Below are 16151 nucleotides of genomic sequence, written 5' to 3' on the forward strand. Positions count from 1 at the left end.
CGAAAAGGGCCTGTTTCGCGAAAGGGGCATCACGCCAGCACCTGCAGACGGTACGCGGCACAAAACACAATAGCATCAAGCAGATAGGGTGACAAGCTCATGCTCTGGCTGACATCGGGCCAGCCCAGGATGAAAACCCGTCCTGTTGAAACGGACTTGCGAAATTGTCGCCGGCCGGCCACATGGCCATTTGCTCAGTTTGTTTCCAGACGTTGCAAGAGCGGCGGGAATTACCCGGGATTCGGGGCGCAATTGCCACGCAATGCGCCCCGAACGCCAGGGAAATCCATCACTTGTCGAGCAGGATGCGCAGCATGCGGCGCAGCGGCTCGGCGGCGCCCCACAGCAGCTGATCGCCGATGGTGAAGGCGCCGACGTACTCGGGACCCATGGCCAGCTTGCGGATGCGGCCCACCGGGATGGTCAGCGTGCCGGTGGTGGCCACCGGGGTCAGGTCACGGATGGTGGCCTCACGGGTGTTGGGCACCACCTTCACCCACTCGTTGTCGGCGGCGATCATGGCCTCAAGGTCGGCCAGGGGCACGTCCTTCTTGAGCTTGAAGGTCAGGGCCTGGCTGTGGCAACGCATGGCGCCGATGCGCACGCAGAAGCCATCGACGGGCACCGCCGGCGAGCCAAAACCCTCGCCCTGGCCGAGGATCTTGTTGGTCTCGGCCATGCCCTTCCACTCTTCCTTGGACTGACCATTGCCCAGGTCCTTGTCGATCCAGGGGATCAGCGAGCCACCCAGCGGGACGCCGAAGTTGGCGGTCTCAGCCTCGGTCAGCGAGCGCTGCTTGGCGATGATCTTGCGGTCGATCTCGAGGATGGCGCTCTTGGGGTCATCGAGCAAGGCCTTGACCTCGCTGTTGAGCGAGCCGAACTGGGTCAGCAGCTCGCGCATGTGCTGGGCGCCACCTCCCGAAGCGGCCTGATAGGTCTGGGTGGACATCCACTCGACCAGACCGGCCTTGTAGAGCGCACCCACGCCGATCAGCATGCAGCTGACGGTGCAGTTGCCGCCGATCCACTCGTTGCCACCCTTGGCCAGCGAGTTCTTGATGACAGGCATGTTGACCGGGTCGAGCACGATGACAGCGCTGTCCTTCATGCGCAGCGTGGAGGCCGCGTCGATCCAGTGGCCCTTCCAGCCGGCTTCGCGCAGCTTGCCGTAGACCTCGGTCGTGTAGTCACCGCCCTGGGCCGTGACGATGATGTCGCAGCGCTTGAGCTCGTCGATGTCGTAGGCGCTCTTGAGCGCCTTTTCGTTCTTGGCCATCGAAGGCGCGGCGCCGCCGGCGTTCGAGGTCGAGAAGAACAGGGGTTCGAAGTGATCGAAGTCGCCTTCGGCCTGCATGCGGTCCATCAGGACCGAGCCGACCATGCCGCGCCAACCCACCAGACCAACCAGAGTCGTAGCCATGTTGTGTGTCCTCAGTAAACGTGTTTGATGTGGGGCTGCTCAGGTGTCACTGCGCCTTGAGCGCGGCCACCACCGCCTCGCCCATCTCGACGGTGCCGACCTTCTTCGTGCCCTCAGAGTAGATGTCGGGCGTGCGCAGGCCCTGCTCCAGCACGGACTGCACGGCGCGCTCGATGCGGCTGGCGGCCTCTTCCTGGTTCAGGCTGAAACGCAGCATCATGGCGGCGCTCAGGATGGTGGCCAGAGGGTTGGCCACGCCCTTGCCGGCGATGTCAGGCGCGGAGCCGTGGCTGGGCTCGTACAGGCCCTGGCCCTTGGCGTTCAGCGAGGCCGAGGGCAGCATGCCGATCGAGCCGGTCAGCATGGCGGCGGCGTCGGAGAGGATGTCGCCGAACATGTTGCCGGTGAACAGCACGTCGAACTTCTTGGGCGCCTTGACCAGCTGCATCGCGGCGTTGTCCACGTACATGTGGTCGAGCTCGATGTCGGGGTACTGGGCGTGCACCTCGGTGACCACGTCCTTCCAGAACTGGAAGGTCTCCAGCACGTTGGCCTTGTCGACGCTGGTCACGCGCTTGTTGCGCTTGCGGGCGGCCTGGAAGGCCACGTGGGCGATGCGCTCGATCTCGGGGCGCGAGTAGCGCATCGTGTCGAAGGCTTCCGGCGCGCCCTTGAATTCGCCATCAGGCGACTCGCGGCGGCCGCGCGGCTGGCCGAAGTAGATGTCACCGGTCAGCTCGCGGATGATGAGGATGTCCAGGCCAGCGACCAGCTCGGGCTTGAGGCTGGAGGCGTGCGTGAGTTGCGGATAGCAGATGGCCGGGCGGAAGTTGGCGAACAGGCCCATGTTCTTGCGCAGGCCGAGGATGGCCTGCTCGGGGCGCAGCGGGCGGTCAAGCTTGTCGTACTTCCAGTCACCGACGGAGCCGAACAGCACGGCGTCGGACGCCATGGCCAGGTTCAGCGTGTGCTCGGGCAGCGGGTGGCCATGGGCGTCGAAAGCGGCGCCGCCGACCTTGGCTTCGTCCAGCTGGAAAGGCAGGTCCAGCACCTTCAGCACCTTGACCGCCTCGGTGACGATCTCGGGACCGATGCCGTCACCCGGCAGCACAGCAATCTTCATGACCATGGTTCTTGTCTCGTAACTTCTAGGGAATCAGACGATGCGGTTGTTCAGCCAGGGCTTTTGCGCCAGGCGCTCGGCCTCGTAGGCCTTGATCTTGTCGGCGTGGCGCAGGGTCAGGCCGATGTCGTCGAAGCCGTTGAGCAGGCAGTACTTGCGGAAGGGCTGCACATCAAAAGGCAGCTCGGTGCCGTCGGCCTTGATGACGACCTGGCGCTCGAGGTCGATGGTCAGCTCGTAGCCAGGGAAGGCAAACACTTCGTTGAACAGCTGATCAACCTGCTGCTCGCTCAGCACGATGGGCAGCAAGCCGTTCTTGAAGCAGTTGTTGAAGAAGATGTCGGCGAAGCTGGGCGCGATGATGGCGCGAAAGCCATACTGATCGAGCGCCCAAGGGGCGTGCTCGCGGCTGGAGCCGCAGCCGAAGTTCTGGCGCGCGATCAGGACGGAGGCGCCCTGGTAGCGCGGCTGGTTCAGCACGAAGTCGGGGTTGGGCTTGCGAGAAGCCGGATCCTGACCCGGCTCGCCGGCATCGAGGTAGCGCCATTCGTCGAACAGGTTGGGGCCGAAGCCCGTGCGCTTGATCGACTTGAGGTACTGCTTGGGGATGATGGCGTCGGTGTCGACGTTCTCGCGGTCCATGGGGGCCACGACGCCCTTGTGAATGCGGAAGGCTTGCATGGTGCGTTCTTTACTTGGAGGCGGCGCCCGAGATGGTCTCGCCCGCCTTTTCGATGTCCTTGCCAATGCCGTGCACGGTGTTGCAACCAGCCAGAGAGAAGGCAGCGATCAGGGTCAGCAGGGTGATCAGGCGAGACATGGTGGGAAGCTCCGTGTGAGGGGGTGTCGAGGCAAGGGGCGCTTAGGGGCCGAATGAAGGGACGTCACGCGATGCGGCGGACATCGACGAAGTGGCCTTGCATGGCAGCCGCAGCAGCCATGGCCGGACTCACCAGGTGGGTGCGGCCACCCGCGCCCTGACGGCCTTCGAAGTTGCGGTTGCTGGTGGACGCACAGCGCTCACCGGGCTCGAGTCGATCGGCGTTCATGGCCAGGCACATGGAGCAGCCGGGCTCGCGCCACTCGAAGCCAGCAGCCTTGAAGACCTGGTCGAGGCCTTCGCGCTCGGCCTGCTCCTTGACGAGACCGGAGCCCGGCACGACCAGCGCCAGCTTCACGTTGGAGGCGATGCGCCCACCGATGCGCTTGACCACCTCGGCCGCGGCGCGCATGTCTTCGATGCGGCTGTTGGTGCACGAGCCGATGAAGACCTTGTCGATGCGGATGTCGCTGACCGCCTTGTTGGGCTCCAGCGCCATGTACTGCAGCGCGCGCTCCATGGCGGAGCGCTTGACCGGGTCTTTTTCCTTGTCGGGATCGGGCACGTGGGCGTTGACGCCGATGACCATCTCGGGCGAGGTGCCCCAGCTGACCTGCGGCTCGATCTGCGAAGCGTCGAGCTCGACGATGGCATCCCACTTCGCGTCGGCATCGGAATGCAGGGTGCGCCAGTAGGCGATGGCCTGCTCCAGCTCGACACCCTTTGGGCTGAAGGGGCGGTTCTGCACGTACTGGATGGTGGTGTCGTCCACGGCCACGAGACCTGCGCGCGCGCCACCTTCGATGGCCATGTTGCAGACCGTCATGCGGCCTTCCATGCTCAGGGCGCGGATGGCGCTGCCAGCGAACTCGATGGTGTAGCCAGTGCCGCCGGCGGTGCCGATCTTGCCGATGATGGCCAGCACGATGTCCTTGGCCGAGCAGCCTTTGCCGAGGGTGCCTTCGACCTTGATGAGCATGTTCTTGGCCTTCTTGGCCAGCAGCGTTTGCGTGGCCAGCACATGCTCGACCTCGGAGGTGCCGATGCCGTGGGCCAGCGCACCAAAGGCGCCGTGCGTGGAGGTGTGGCTGTCACCGCAGACCACGGTCATGCCGGGCAGCGTGGCCCCCTGCTCCGGGCCGATCACGTGCACGATGCCCTGGCGCTTGTCGGACATCTTGAACTGGGTGATGCCGAAGCGGTCGCAGTTGGCGTCCAGCGTGTCGACCTGCAGCTTGGAGACGGCGTCCTTGATGCCGTCGCGGCGGTCGGTGGTGGGCACGTTGTGGTCACTCACCGCCAGGTTCGCCGACAGGCGCCACACCTTGCGACCGGCGATGTCCAGGCCTTCGAAGGCCTGGGGGCTGGTGACCTCGTGCACCAGGTGGCGGTCGATGTAGAGCACGGCGGTGCCATCTTCTTCGGTGTGGACGATGTGCTCGTCCCAGATCTTGTCGTAGAGGGTGCGTCCCATGGTGCGGCTGCGCGCGCGGGCACGAAGCCCGCAACGAATCACGGTGTTGGTGGGGGAATCGGCCATTTTAAGGCAGATGTCTCCGCTGGAAGCCGCCGCGCCCCTTGCGTCGGCGCGGACTCGTTCGCACCACGCGCTGCGGCGCACGCCAGCGGCCCCGCGAACAGGGGCTCTTCAGCTCCGAGCCCTTGTCGGCGGCCGCTGCGCTGAACAAAATGCGACACCGCACCCGTCCTCGGGCGCGGATACACACCATCCAAACAAGGGAAACACCATGAACACCCGCCTTGCGGCCTGCGCCGCAGCATGGGCACTGCTCGCCGCTCACGCCCAAGCTGAAACCACCATCATCCACGCGTTCACACCGGTCGCCTACAACGACAGCGTGGGGCGACTCCTCCACGGCACCAATGGCGCCGAGACGGGGCCGTTCCCGGTTTCGGATGACAGCGCTCGGAGCTTTGCGTCCGCGCCCGACCTCAGCGCGGCGTCGGCCGCACTGGGCGATTGGCTTGGCGACCCGACGCACCTCAACGCCAACTGGCGCGTCCTGCCTCAGGCACCGAAGAACTGGGCGATTGGCACCGAAGTCGCCCTGGTCTACACCATCGAGACCGGCGGCGCCAGCCAGGTTCGCGCGCGTTTCGGGGTGGACAACGGCATCTCGGTCTGGCTCGACGGCCAATACTTGTTCGGCGCCCGCAACACCGGTGGTGCCATCTTCGGGGAATACGAGGTGGCGCTCGGCGACCTGAGCGCCGGAACCCATCACCTGCAACTGCTGCTGGAAGACCACGGCGTGGCCACGGATTTCGCGGTCCAGGTCAACGCGGAACGCTTCACGCCGGCCGTGCCGGAACCTGCCAGCACGGCCCTGCTGCTGGCGGGCGCCTGCGCCGTGTGGGGCGCGCGGCGCCGCGATGGCCGCGCAGGCCGCACGGGCGACTGATGCACCCATGAAAAAACCCGGCCAATGGCCGGGTTGCGGGTGCCTGCACGGCATGTGCGCGGGAGGGCGAACCCTCCCGGGCCGATCAGCGCGAAGCGATGGGCTTGACGTCGCGCTTCTCGGCGCCGACGAACAGCTGACGCGGACGGCCGATCTTGTACTCGGGGTCGCCGATCATTTCGTCGAGCTGGGCAATCCAGCCGACGGTGCGAGCCAGCGCGAAGATCGCGGTGAACAGCTGCACAGGGATGCCGATGGCGCGCTGAACGATGCCGGAGTAGAAGTCGACGTTCGGGTACAGCTTGCGGGCGACGAAGTATTCGTCTTCCAGGGCGATCTTCTCGAGGGCCATGGCCAGCTTGAACATCGGGTCGTTTTCCAGGCCCAGTTCGGTCAGCACTTCGTGGCAGGTTTCGCGCATCAGCTTGGCGCGCGGGTCGTAGTTCTTGTAGACGCGGTGACCGAAGCCCATCAGCTTGGTGGCGGAGTTCTTGTCCTTCACCTCGGCGATGAATTCACCGATCTTCTCGACACCGCCCTTGCGCTGGATGTCTTCCAACATGTTCAGGGCGGCTTCGTTGGCGCCACCGTGAGCGGGGCCCCACAGGCAGGCCACGCCAGCGGCGATGGCGGCGAAGGGGTTGGTGCCCGACGAGCCGCACAGGCGCACGGTCGAGGTCGAGGCGTTCTGCTCGTGGTCGGCGTGCAGGATGAAGATGCGGTCCATGGCGCGCACGAGCACGTCATTGGGCTTGTAGTCTTCGCACGGGGTGGCGAACATCATGCGCATGAAGTTCGCGGTGTACGACAGGTCGTTCTTCGGGTAGATGAACGGCTGGCCGATCGAGTACTTGTAGGCCATGGCCACGAGCGTGGGCATCTTGGCGATCAGACGGATCGCGGCGATCTTGCGGTGCTCGGGGTTGTTGATGTCGGTGCTGTCGTGATAGAAGGCCGACAGGGCGCCCACCAGGCCGGTCATGACGGCCATCGGGTGGGCGTCTCGGCGGAAACCGCGCAGGAAGAACTGCATCTGCTCGTTGACCATCGTGTGGTTGGTCACGCGGTTGACGAACTCGTCCTTCTGCGACACGTTGGGCAGCTCGCCGTTGAGCAGCAGGTAGCAGGTTTCCAGGAAGTCGCAGTTGGTGGCCAGCTGCTCGATGGGGTAGCCGCGGTACAGCAGTTCGCCCTTGTCACCGTCGATGTAGGTGATCTTCGAATTACACGAAGCGGTCGACAGGAAGCCAGGGTCGTAGGTGAACTTGCCGGTCTGGGCGTACAGCTTGCGGATGTCAATCACATCCGGGCCGATGGAGCCCTTGTAAATGGGCAAGTCCATGCTGGGGCTGCCGTCAGAAAACGACAGGGTGGCTTTCACGTCGGACGGTGTCATGAGCACTCCTAGGGGTCGGTCTTTTGGGAAAAATCGTTGTGGGTCGAGGGCGGCCAGACTGGTGACAACCCGAGGTCGCCATTATGGTCCGAAGTTGCACTGCACCATCACGGATCGGGTGGCGCGAGCGACAGAACATCAGGTCGGCGACACCCTCATCAGAGACAGCACGCGCCTGACTTCGGCGTTGTCCAGCTCGCCCTCTGGCTCCTTGCGGGCCAGCAGCAAATCCAGCAAATCATTGTCAGACAGGTCCATCAATTCAAGCAAGCCCTGTACCAGCGAATTGGTCAGGCTCGCTCCGTGCTGCTCGAAAAACCGATCGATGAAGATGTCGTTCTCGAGCAGCCCACGGCGACACCGCCAGCGAAGACGCCGCAGCACGTCCTCGTCGGGCGTGGCGTTGGCGTCTGGCAAAGTGATGTCGGTCATGGACGGGAGCGGGTTGGGGGACGGGGATCAGACGGCGCGCTTGACCATCAGTTCCTTGATCTTGCCGATGGCCTTCGTGGGGTTCAGGCCCTTGGGGCACACGTCCACGCAGTTCATGATGGTGTGGCAACGGAACAGGCGGTACGGGTCTTCCAGGTTGTCCAGGCGGTCGGCCGTGGCTTCGTCGCGGCTGTCGGCGATGAAGCGGTAGGCCTGCAGCAGGCCGGCGGGACCGACGAACTTGTCGGGGTTCCACCAGAAGCTGGGGCAGCTGGTCGAGCAGCTGGCGCACAGGATGCACTCGTACAGGCCGTCGAGCTCTTCGCGCTCTTCAGGCGACTGCAGACGCTCCTTGTCGGGCGGCGGCGTGTCGTTGACGAGGTAAGGCTTGATCGAGTTGTACTGCTTGAAGAACTGCGTCATGTCCACGATCAGGTCGCGGACCACGGGCAGACCGGGCAGAGGCTTGAGCACGACCGTCTGCGGCAGGGTGCGCATGTTGGTCAGGCAGGCCAGGCCGTTCTTGCCGTTGATGTTCATGGCGTCCGAACCGCACACGCCTTCGCGGCACGAGCGGCGGAACGACAGGGTCGGGTCCACGGCCTTGAGCTTGACCAGGGCGTCCAGCAGCATGCGTTCGTTGCCGTCGAGTTCGATCTCGATGGTCTGCATGTAGGGCTTGGCGTCCTTGTCGGGGTCGTAGCGGTAGATCTGGAAAGTGCGCTTTTGAGTGCTCATGTTCGATTCCTAGGTGTGGGGCGCTACGAAATCAGAAGGTGCGGACCTTGGGCGGCACGGACTCGACGGTCAGCGGCGTCAGGTTCACGGGCTTGTAGTCCAGGCGGCTGCCTTCGGAGTACCACAGCGAGTGCTTCATCCAGTTGGCGTCGTCGCGGTTCGGGAAGTCGTCGTGGGCGTGCGCGCCACGGCTCTCCGGACGGGCGGCAGCGGCCACCATGGTGGCTTGTGCGGCTTCGATCAGGTTGTCGACTTCCAGCGCTTCGATGCGGGCGGTGTTGAAGACCTTGGAGTTGTCCTTCAGGCCGATGGCCTTGACGCGCTCGCGCACGGCGGCGATGCGCTGAACGCCTTCGTCCATGGACTTCTGGGTGCGGAACACACCGGCGTGCTTCTGCATGGTCGCGCGGATCTCGTTGGCCACGTCTTGCGAGTACTCGCCGTTCTTGGCCGAGTCCAGGCGGGCCAGGCGCGACAGGGTGTAGTCGGCAGCGTCCTTGGGCAGCGGCTTGTGGTTCTTCGTCTTGAGGTTGGTCTCGACGATGTGGTTGCCGGCGGCGCGACCGAACACGACCAGGTCGAGCAGCGAGTTGGTGCCCAGGCGGTTGGCGCCGTGCACCGACACGCAGGAGCACTCACCCACGGCGTACAGGCCGTTGATGATGTCGTTGTGCTTGCCGTTCTTGGGAACCACGACCTGGCCGTAGACGTTGGTCGGGATGCCACCCATCTGGTAGTGGATGGTCGGCACCACGGGGATCGGCTCCTTGGTGATGTCGACGTTGGCGAAGTTGTGGCCGATCTCGAACACCGAGGGCAGGCGCTTCATGATGGTCTCGGCGCCCAGGTGGGTCATGTCCAGCAGGACGTAGTCCTTGTTGGGACCACAGCCACGGCCCTCCTTGATTTCCTGGTCCATCGAGCGGGACACGAAGTCGCGCGGGGCCAGGTCCTTCAGCGTGGGGGCGTAGCGCTCCATGAAGCGCTCGCCATTGCTGTTGCGCAGGATCGCACCTTCGCCACGGCAGCCTTCGGTCAGCAGCACGCCCGCGCCGGCCACGCCGGTGGGGTGGAACTGCCAGAACTCCATGTCTTCCAGCGGGATGCCGGCGCGAGCGGCCATGCCCAGGCCGTCGCCGGTGTTGATGAAGGCGTTGGTCGATGCCTGGTAGATGCGGCCGGCGCCGCCGGTGGCGAACAGCACGGTCTTGGCGTGCAGCACGTGCACGTCACCGGTTTCCATCTCCAGCGCGGTCACGCCCACGGCATCACCATCGGCGTCGCGGATGATGTCCAGGGCCATCCATTCCACAAAGAACTGGGTGCGGGCCTTGACGTTTTGCTGGTACAGCGTGTGCAGCAGGGCGTGGCCGGTGCGGTCAGCAGCAGCGCACGCGCGTTGCACGGGCTTTTCGCCGTAGTTGGCGGTGTGGCCGCCGAACGGACGCTGGTAGATGGTGCCGTCCGGGTTGCGGTCGAAGGGCATGCCGAAGTGTTCGAGTTCGTACACGACCTTCGGGGCTTCGCGGCACATGAATTCGATGGCGTCCTGGTCGCCGAGCCAGTCGGAGCCCTTGACGGTGTCGAAGAAGTGATAGTGCCAGTTGTCTTCGGACATGTTGCCCAGCGAGGCACCGATGCCGCCTTGGGCAGCCACGGTGTGCGAGCGGGTCGGGAAGACCTTGGAGAGGACAGCGACGTTCAGGCCAGCCAGGGAAAGCTGCAGCGAAGCGCGCATGCCGGAGCCGCCGGCACCGACGATGACGACGTCGAACTTGCGGGTGGGGAGGGAGTTAGCGATGGCAGTCATTTCTTACAGTCTCCAGAGCACTTGGATGGCCCAGCCGGCGCAGCCGACCAGCCAGACGATGGTGAACACCTGCAGGGACAGGCGCACGCCAACGGGCTTGATGTAGTCCATCCAGATGTCACGGATGCCGACCCAGGTGTGGTACAGCATCGAGACGATGACCACGAAGGTCAGGGTCTTCATCCACTGCTGGGCGAAGATGCCGGACCAGCTGTAGTAGTCGAGGGTGTCCACGCAGAAGATGACCTGGACGAGCAAAGCGATGGTGAACAGGGCCATCAGCACGGCGGTGACGCGCTGGGCAAGCCAGTCACGCAGGCCGTAGTGCGCACCCGTGACGATGCGCTTGGTACCGTAGTTTTGGGACATGGTTGTTTTCCTGAGGAAGGGCGGGGATCAGGCGGTGGGGCGGCTGTCAGCGGTCAGAACAGGCCGAAGAGCTTGAGGCCCAGCACGGCGGTCAGGCCGAAACCCAGCACCAGGGTCACGATGGCCGACGACTTGCCCTGCTCCTTGGTGACGCGGTGGGTGGCGTCCATGATCAGGTGGCGAACGCCGGAGACGAAGTGGTGCAGGTAGGCCCAGATCAGACCCAGGGCGATCAGCTTGAAGAACCAGCCGAAGTCGCCGGCGAACACCGAGGTGAACTCGTCGTACGAGATTTCCGAGGTGACGCTGTTGTCGAACATCCAGATGATGAAGGGCATCAGCAGGAACATGACGGCGCCGCTGATGCGGTGCAGGATCGACACGATGCCGGCCGGAGGCAGGCGGTACGAGACGATGTCCGTGACGTGGATGTTCCGATAGACGGGGCGTGGGGTTTTCGCGTTGTCTGCCATGTTGTGTGGGCTCCTGCCGAGCGTCAAAAAACTGTCGAAATAAGCCGGCGATTTTAGGGCAATCACCAAGCCCGGTATCTCACCCCTGCCGTCGACATCTTTGAGACAAGCCGCGGCAGCGGCGAAAACTGGGGAATCAGGCACTAACTCAGTTCGTTGCGGTAGTAGTGCCGGTCGGTTCGGTACAGGCCGCGGCGCAACTCGACCGGCTGGTCACCATAGGTGAAGGCCAGGCGCTCGACGCTCAGCAACGGGGTGCCGGGCGCCACTTTCAGCAAGGCGGCCACGCCCTCGTCCGCCGAGACGGCGCGGATTTTTTCTTCGGCGCGGATCATGCGCACGCCGAATTCGGATTCAAACAGGCCGTACATCGGGCCGCGGTACTCGCTCAGGCGCTCGGCGGTCAGGCCTTTGAAGAGGGGTGCAGGCAACCAGATGTCGTCCAGCACCACGGGCTGACCCGAGAAGTGCAGCACGCGGCGAACCTCGACCACCGAATCGTCGGGGCGCAGTTGCAGCACAGCGGCCACGTCTGCGGGCGCAGGCATGCGACGGCAATCGAGGAATTCGCGGTGGGTGGAGCCTTGGGCTGCGGTGGCAGGCTCGGAGGCCAGGCGCAGGAAGCGGTACTGGACCTGCTCTTCGGCGTGGGTGGCCACGAACGTGCCCTTGCCCTGGCGGCGCACCAGCAGGTTTTCGGCCGCGAGTTCGTCAACGGCCTTGCGCACGGTGCCCTGGCTGACCTTGAAGCGGGCGGCCAGGTCGATTTCGGAGGGAATGGCCTCGCCGGGGCGCCACTCGCCGCCTTGCAGGCTGCGCAGGATCAGGGTTTTGATCTGCTGGTAGAGCGGACTGAACGATGGGGCGTTCAGCGCAGGGCTCGCGGCTGCGGGGGTCGCCGAGACAGGTGCGCCCGAGCCGGCGGGCGGCGTCTGCGAGGCGGCGGTCATGGGCGGAGGGGTCACCACAGCGTGTCTTGTTGTGTCAGAGTGATCGGGTGGATCAAGCTCAAGCTTGGCCGAGCCGCGCCCGGGTCAGGCTCGCTCGAACGGGCGCCATTGCACCACATCTGCAAGTCAAAGTCCATGATCGAATGAAAGATGTCTTATATAAGACAGAAGATCATTGACGCCGCTCGCGCTTGTCCCTAGACTGCCGCGCGACGCTACACTTGCGGTCTTCCTTTTACCCCCTTCTCTCACATCGGAGTTGCCATGAGCAAAGCCCCCGTTCGCGTCGCCGTCACCGGCGCCGCTGGCCAAATCGGTTACGCCCTCCTGTTCCGCATCGCCTCGGGCGAAATGCTGGGCAAGGATCAGCCTGTCATCCTGCAACTGCTGGAAATCCCCGATGAGAAGGCCCAGAACGCCCTGAAGGGCGTGATCATGGAACTGGAAGACTGCGCCTTCCCGCTGCTGGCCGGCATCGAAGCCCACAGCGACCCGCTGCAAGCCTTCAAGGACACCGACTACGCCCTGCTGGTGGGTGCACGTCCCCGCGGCCCGGGCATGGAGCGCGCCGACCTGCTGGCCGCCAACGCCCAGATCTTCACGGCCCAAGGCAAGGCACTGAACGCTGTCGCTTCGCGCAACGTGAAGGTGCTGGTCGTCGGCAACCCCGCCAACACCAACGCCTACATCGCCATGAAGTCGGCCCCGGACCTGCCGGCCAAGAACTTCACCGCCATGCTGCGCCTGGACCACAACCGCGCCGCTTCGCAACTGGCCGCCAAGACCGGCACCAAGGTTGGCGACATCAAGAAGCTGACCGTGTGGGGCAACCACTCGCCCACCATGTACGCCGACTACCGCTTCGCCACCACCAACGGCAAGTCGATCAAGGACCTGATCAACGATCAAGTCTGGAACGCCGACACCTTCCTGCCGACCGTGGGCAAGCGTGGCGCCGCCATCATCGCCGCTCGCGGCCTGTCGTCGGCCGCTTCGGCAGCCAACGCCGCCATCGACCACATCCGTGACTGGGCCCTGGGCTCGAACGGCGAATGGGTCACCATGGGCGTGCCTTCGAACGGCGAGTACGGCATCCCCGCCGGCATCGTGTTCGGCTTCCCCGTGATCACCAACAACGGCGAGTACAAGATCGTCGAAGGCCTGGAGATCGATGCTTTCTCGCAAGAGTGCATCAACAAGACCCTGGCCGAGCTGCAAGGCGAGCAAGACGGCGTCAAGCACCTGCTGTGATGGGCTGATCCGCGAGGGGCCTCGGGCCCTTTCGCAGCCAGCAAAGCAAAAGCCGACGGGCCCCTGGCCAGTCGGCTTTTTTCATGGGCACATGCCAGGGCCTTCGCGCCCCCTGCCCTGCACGCTCAGCCAGCGATGCGCAAAACGGAGATGACTTGCGTCAGCCGGCTGGACTGGTCCTTGAGGCTTTCGGCCGCAGCGGCCGACTCTTCGACCAAGGCCGCGTTCTGCTGGGTCATCTGGTCCATGTTGGTGACAGCGAGGTTGACCTGCGAGATGCCATCGGACTGCTCGGAGGCGGCGGTCGAGATCTCGTCGATGATGTCGTTGACGCGCTGAACCGACTCCACGATGGCGCTCATCGAGGTGCCCGCATCCTGGACCAGGGCCGAGCCGGACGAGACCTGCTCGACCGAGGTGCTGATGAGCGTGCGCACCTCTCGGGCTGCTTCGGCCACGCGCTGGGCCAAGGCACGCACCTCACCTGCCACCACCGCAAAACCACGACCTTGCTCGCCCGCGCGAGCGGCTTCCACGGCGGCATTCAAGGCCAGGATGTTGGTCTGGAAGGCAATGCCATCGATGACGGCGATGATGTCTGCGATGCGCTTGGAGCTGTCGGTGATGGCCTGCATCGTCGTCATCACTTGCGAGACAACCTGACCACCTTGCGTGGCGGCGCTCACGGCGCTTTGGGCCAACTGCGTGGCCATGCGGGCCGAGTCGGCGGTCTGGCGGATGGTGCCGGAAATCTGCTCCATGGAGGAGGCGGTTTCTTCCAGGCTGGAGGCGGCCTGCTCGGTGCGGCCCGACAGGTCCATGCTGCCGGCGGCCACTTCGTTGCTGGCCGTGGCAATGCCGTCGGTGCAGACGTGGATTTCATGGACGATGCGGCGCAGCGACTCCTGCATCTCGTGCAGGCTGCCCACCATGTCGGCCACCTCGTCGTGGCCATGGGCCTCGACCTTCTGGGTCAGGTCTCCCGAGGCGATGATGCGGGTGGCTTGCGCAGCCGCCGACAGGGGACGGGTCACGGAGCGGGTGATGCGCCAGGCGAAGATCGCACCGGTGACCAGGCAGGCCGCGCCCAGCACCATCAGGATCAGGCGTGCCTGTTGCGCTGCGGCGGTGATGGCCTGGTTGGTGGCTTCGGCGTCCTCGCGCTGGTGGACCTGAAACGCGTGGATGGCTGCCAGGTAGCGCTCGGCTGCGGGCATCAATTGCCCGTTGAGCGCCTCCTTGGCGCCCGGATCGTCAAGATCCAGCAAGCCGAAGATGTTGTCGCGGGAGGCGATGTAGGCCTTGCGGTGATCGGCGATTTCCTGGAACTGGGCGCGCTCGGCGTCGTCGCTGATGGCCGCTTCCAGTCCTTTTTGCAGTTCGCTGATCTCGGCCGAGGTGGCCTTGATGAGCGGCGCGTAGTGGGCTTTGACGTCGGCGTGACCGCCCGATTTGGCGATCGCCAGGGTGCGGTTGACGTTCAACAGGGTCAGGGCTTCCCAACGCTGAGCGCTGTTGGCGCGCTCGGTCGCATCGTGGGTGAGCTCGATGCCGTCCAACGTGCTGCCCAGCCGCAGCCATCCCACCAGGGAAATCAAAGCCGCCAACAGCAGCACCAGGCCGAAACCCAGGCCGAGGCGGGCGCCCAGTTTCAAGTCATTGAGTCTCATCGGATCATCCTGTCGCGTGTGTCACCGACCGGCGAGGGCGAACCTGATCCGGATCGGGGTTGCATCCGGTCAACCAAGACCACACGCAACTGCGTAAACTTTCGGCAGTCAGGCGGCTTCACATGATGGCAATCACGCACCACGATGGCGCCTGGCGTGACTTTCATCACGGCCAAGCCGATCAATGCACCCTTGGAACACCCGCCAGACCTCACCCGCGCCAACCCCACATGTCCACACTGACGTCCATCCACCCTCGCCAAGCCCTCTTCGGCACCGAGCCGCACCCGGCCGCCTTGCCCGTCTGCGATCACTACGCGGGCGTGGAGGAGCGCATGCTCAAAAGCCTGAGGCTGCAGGCCGACATGGCACAGGACTCAGGGCGCGCGGTCTTCGACGTGACGCTGGACCTGGAGGACGGCGCGCCGGTGGGCGGTGAAGCCGAGCAGCTCGACCTGGTCTGCGGCCTGATCAACAGCCCCTTGAACGCGCATGGACGGGTGGGCGTGCGGGTGCACGACCTGCGTCACCGGCATTTCGAGGAGGACGTGGACACCCTGGTGCGACGGGCCGGCGAGCGACTGGCCTACATCATGGTGCCCAAGATCGACGGCGAGGTGGACGCCGGCCGCGTGCTGCACGCCATCCAGTCGGCGCGCGAGCGCCACGGTGTCACGCGGGCGCTGCCCGTCCATGGGTTGATCGAAACCCACCGGGGGGTGCAGGAGGTCGCGAGCATCGCGCGGCTGCCGGGCTTCGAGTCGCTGTCCTTCGGGCTGATGGATTTCGTCTCGGAGCACCGCGGCGCGATCCCGGCATCGGCCATGGGTGCCGAAGGCCAGTTCGCACACCCGCTGGTGCTGCGCGCCAAGGTCGAGATCTCGGCTGCGTGTCACGCGGCGCGCATCACGCCCTCGCATGGCGTGGTCACAGAGTTCAAGGACACGCGTGCGCTGCTCAAGGCGGCCACCAAGGCCGCACGCGAGTTGGCCTACACGCGCATGTGGAGCATCCACCCGGCCCAGATCCCGGTGATCCTGGATGCGTTCACACCCGTGGTGGCGGAGGTCGATGACGCGGTGGAAATTTTGCTGGCTGCCCAGGCCGAGCACTGGGCGCCCATCTCTCACCACGGGGTGCTGCACGACCGCGCGAGCTACCGTCACCACTGGTATGTGCTGGAGCGCGCCTGGGTGACCGGGCAGCCGCTGCCGGTGGAGGTGGAGGAACGCTTCTTCGGCGGACTTTGATCGAGCGAGTGCGCTGGCCCGAG

The 16151-nt window shown here is 64.9% G+C and carries 16 protein-coding genes; 3 read left to right on the forward strand and 13 right to left on the reverse strand.

The window, feature by feature from the left end; translation table 11 throughout:
• Window positions 1–289: 289 nt before the first annotated feature.
• The 5 genes from asd to leuC all read right to left on the reverse strand — a co-directional run bounded on the left by asd (window position 290) and on the right by leuC (window position 4840).
• On the reverse strand, window positions 290–1423 hold the full coding sequence (asd, locus tag ABG80_RS11920; protein WP_058087858.1) for an aspartate-semialdehyde dehydrogenase: 1134 nt from the start codon (window positions 1421–1423) through the stop codon (window positions 290–292).
• A 46-nt stretch (window positions 1424–1469) separates the two neighbouring features.
• Entirely contained in the window at window positions 1470–2546 is a 1077-nt protein-coding gene (gene leuB, locus ABG80_RS11925; RefSeq protein WP_058088157.1) for a 3-isopropylmalate dehydrogenase, read from the reverse strand.
• Between the two features lie 33 nt (window positions 2547–2579).
• Window positions 2580–3227 carry a 3-isopropylmalate dehydratase small subunit gene (gene leuD, locus ABG80_RS11930; RefSeq protein WP_058087859.1) on the reverse strand — a complete coding sequence of 216 codons (648 nt, stop codon included), beginning with the start codon at window positions 3225–3227 and terminating at the stop codon, window positions 2580–2582.
• 10 nt (window positions 3228–3237) lie between these two features.
• Entirely contained in the window at window positions 3238–3366 is a 129-nt protein-coding gene (locus tag ABG80_RS11935) for an entericidin A/B family lipoprotein (RefSeq protein ID WP_058087860.1), read from the reverse strand.
• Window positions 3367–3430: 64 nt separating this feature from the next.
• Window positions 3431–4840: a 3-isopropylmalate dehydratase large subunit gene (gene leuC / locus ABG80_RS11940; protein WP_058088158.1), complete on the reverse strand. Its 1410-nt coding sequence runs from the start codon at window positions 4838–4840 to the stop codon at window positions 3431–3433.
• 274 nt (window positions 4841–5114) lie between these two features.
• Here leuC and ABG80_RS11945 point away from each other — a divergent pair, with 274 nt between their 5' ends.
• Complete coding sequence (locus tag ABG80_RS11945) at window positions 5115–5789, forward strand: PEP-CTERM sorting domain-containing protein (RefSeq protein WP_058087861.1); 675 nt, start codon at window positions 5115–5117, stop codon at window positions 5787–5789.
• A gap of 85 nt (window positions 5790–5874) precedes the next feature.
• Here the strand turns inward: ABG80_RS11945 and gltA are convergent, their stop codons facing one another.
• The 7 genes from gltA to ABG80_RS11980 form a co-directional block, all read right to left on the reverse strand.
• A complete protein-coding gene (gene gltA, locus ABG80_RS11950) occupies window positions 5875–7185 on the reverse strand; it encodes a citrate synthase (RefSeq protein WP_058087862.1) in 1311 nt (436 codons plus the stop codon).
• 138 nt (window positions 7186–7323) lie between these two features.
• A complete protein-coding gene (locus ABG80_RS11955; RefSeq protein WP_083506046.1) occupies window positions 7324–7617 on the reverse strand; it encodes a succinate dehydrogenase assembly factor 2 in 294 nt (97 codons plus the stop codon).
• 27 nt (window positions 7618–7644) lie between these two features.
• On the reverse strand, window positions 7645–8355 hold the full coding sequence (locus tag ABG80_RS11960; RefSeq protein ID WP_058087863.1) for a succinate dehydrogenase iron-sulfur subunit: 711 nt from the start codon (window positions 8353–8355) through the stop codon (window positions 7645–7647).
• A 31-nt stretch (window positions 8356–8386) separates the two neighbouring features.
• Window positions 8387–10165, reverse strand: a complete 1779-nt coding sequence (gene sdhA / locus ABG80_RS11965; protein WP_058087864.1) for a succinate dehydrogenase flavoprotein subunit — start codon at window positions 10163–10165, stop codon at window positions 8387–8389.
• A 3-nt stretch (window positions 10166–10168) separates the two neighbouring features.
• Entirely contained in the window at window positions 10169–10534 is a 366-nt protein-coding gene (gene sdhD / locus ABG80_RS11970; RefSeq protein WP_058087865.1) for a succinate dehydrogenase, hydrophobic membrane anchor protein, read from the reverse strand.
• Between the two features lie 53 nt (window positions 10535–10587).
• The gene (gene sdhC / locus ABG80_RS11975) at window positions 10588–11007 is read right to left on the reverse strand and encodes a succinate dehydrogenase, cytochrome b556 subunit (protein ID WP_058087866.1); all 420 of its coding nucleotides are present in this window, start codon (window positions 11005–11007) and stop codon (window positions 10588–10590) included.
• Between the two features lie 143 nt (window positions 11008–11150).
• Window positions 11151–11957: a GntR family transcriptional regulator gene (locus ABG80_RS11980; protein ID WP_058087867.1), complete on the reverse strand. Its 807-nt coding sequence runs from the start codon at window positions 11955–11957 to the stop codon at window positions 11151–11153.
• 264 nt (window positions 11958–12221) lie between these two features.
• Between ABG80_RS11980 and ABG80_RS11985 the strand changes: the two genes are divergently transcribed.
• Window positions 12222–13208, forward strand: coding sequence for a malate dehydrogenase (locus ABG80_RS11985; protein WP_058087868.1), 987 nt, complete (start codon window positions 12222–12224; stop codon window positions 13206–13208).
• A gap of 125 nt (window positions 13209–13333) precedes the next feature.
• Here ABG80_RS11985 and ABG80_RS11990 read toward each other — a convergent pair whose 3' ends face one another.
• On the reverse strand, window positions 13334–14878 hold the full coding sequence (locus tag ABG80_RS11990) for a methyl-accepting chemotaxis protein (protein ID WP_058087869.1): 1545 nt from the start codon (window positions 14876–14878) through the stop codon (window positions 13334–13336).
• A 230-nt stretch (window positions 14879–15108) separates the two neighbouring features.
• Here ABG80_RS11990 and ABG80_RS11995 point away from each other — a divergent pair, with 230 nt between their 5' ends.
• Window positions 15109–16128 carry an HpcH/HpaI aldolase/citrate lyase family protein gene (locus ABG80_RS11995; RefSeq protein ID WP_058087870.1) on the forward strand — a complete coding sequence of 340 codons (1020 nt, stop codon included), beginning with the start codon at window positions 15109–15111 and terminating at the stop codon, window positions 16126–16128.
• Window positions 16129–16151: the final 23 nt, after the last annotated feature.

Origin of the sequence: Aquabacterium parvum, assembly GCF_001447195.1 — a bacterium.
GTDB lineage: Bacteria > Pseudomonadota > Gammaproteobacteria > Burkholderiales > Burkholderiaceae_C > Aquabacterium > Aquabacterium parvum.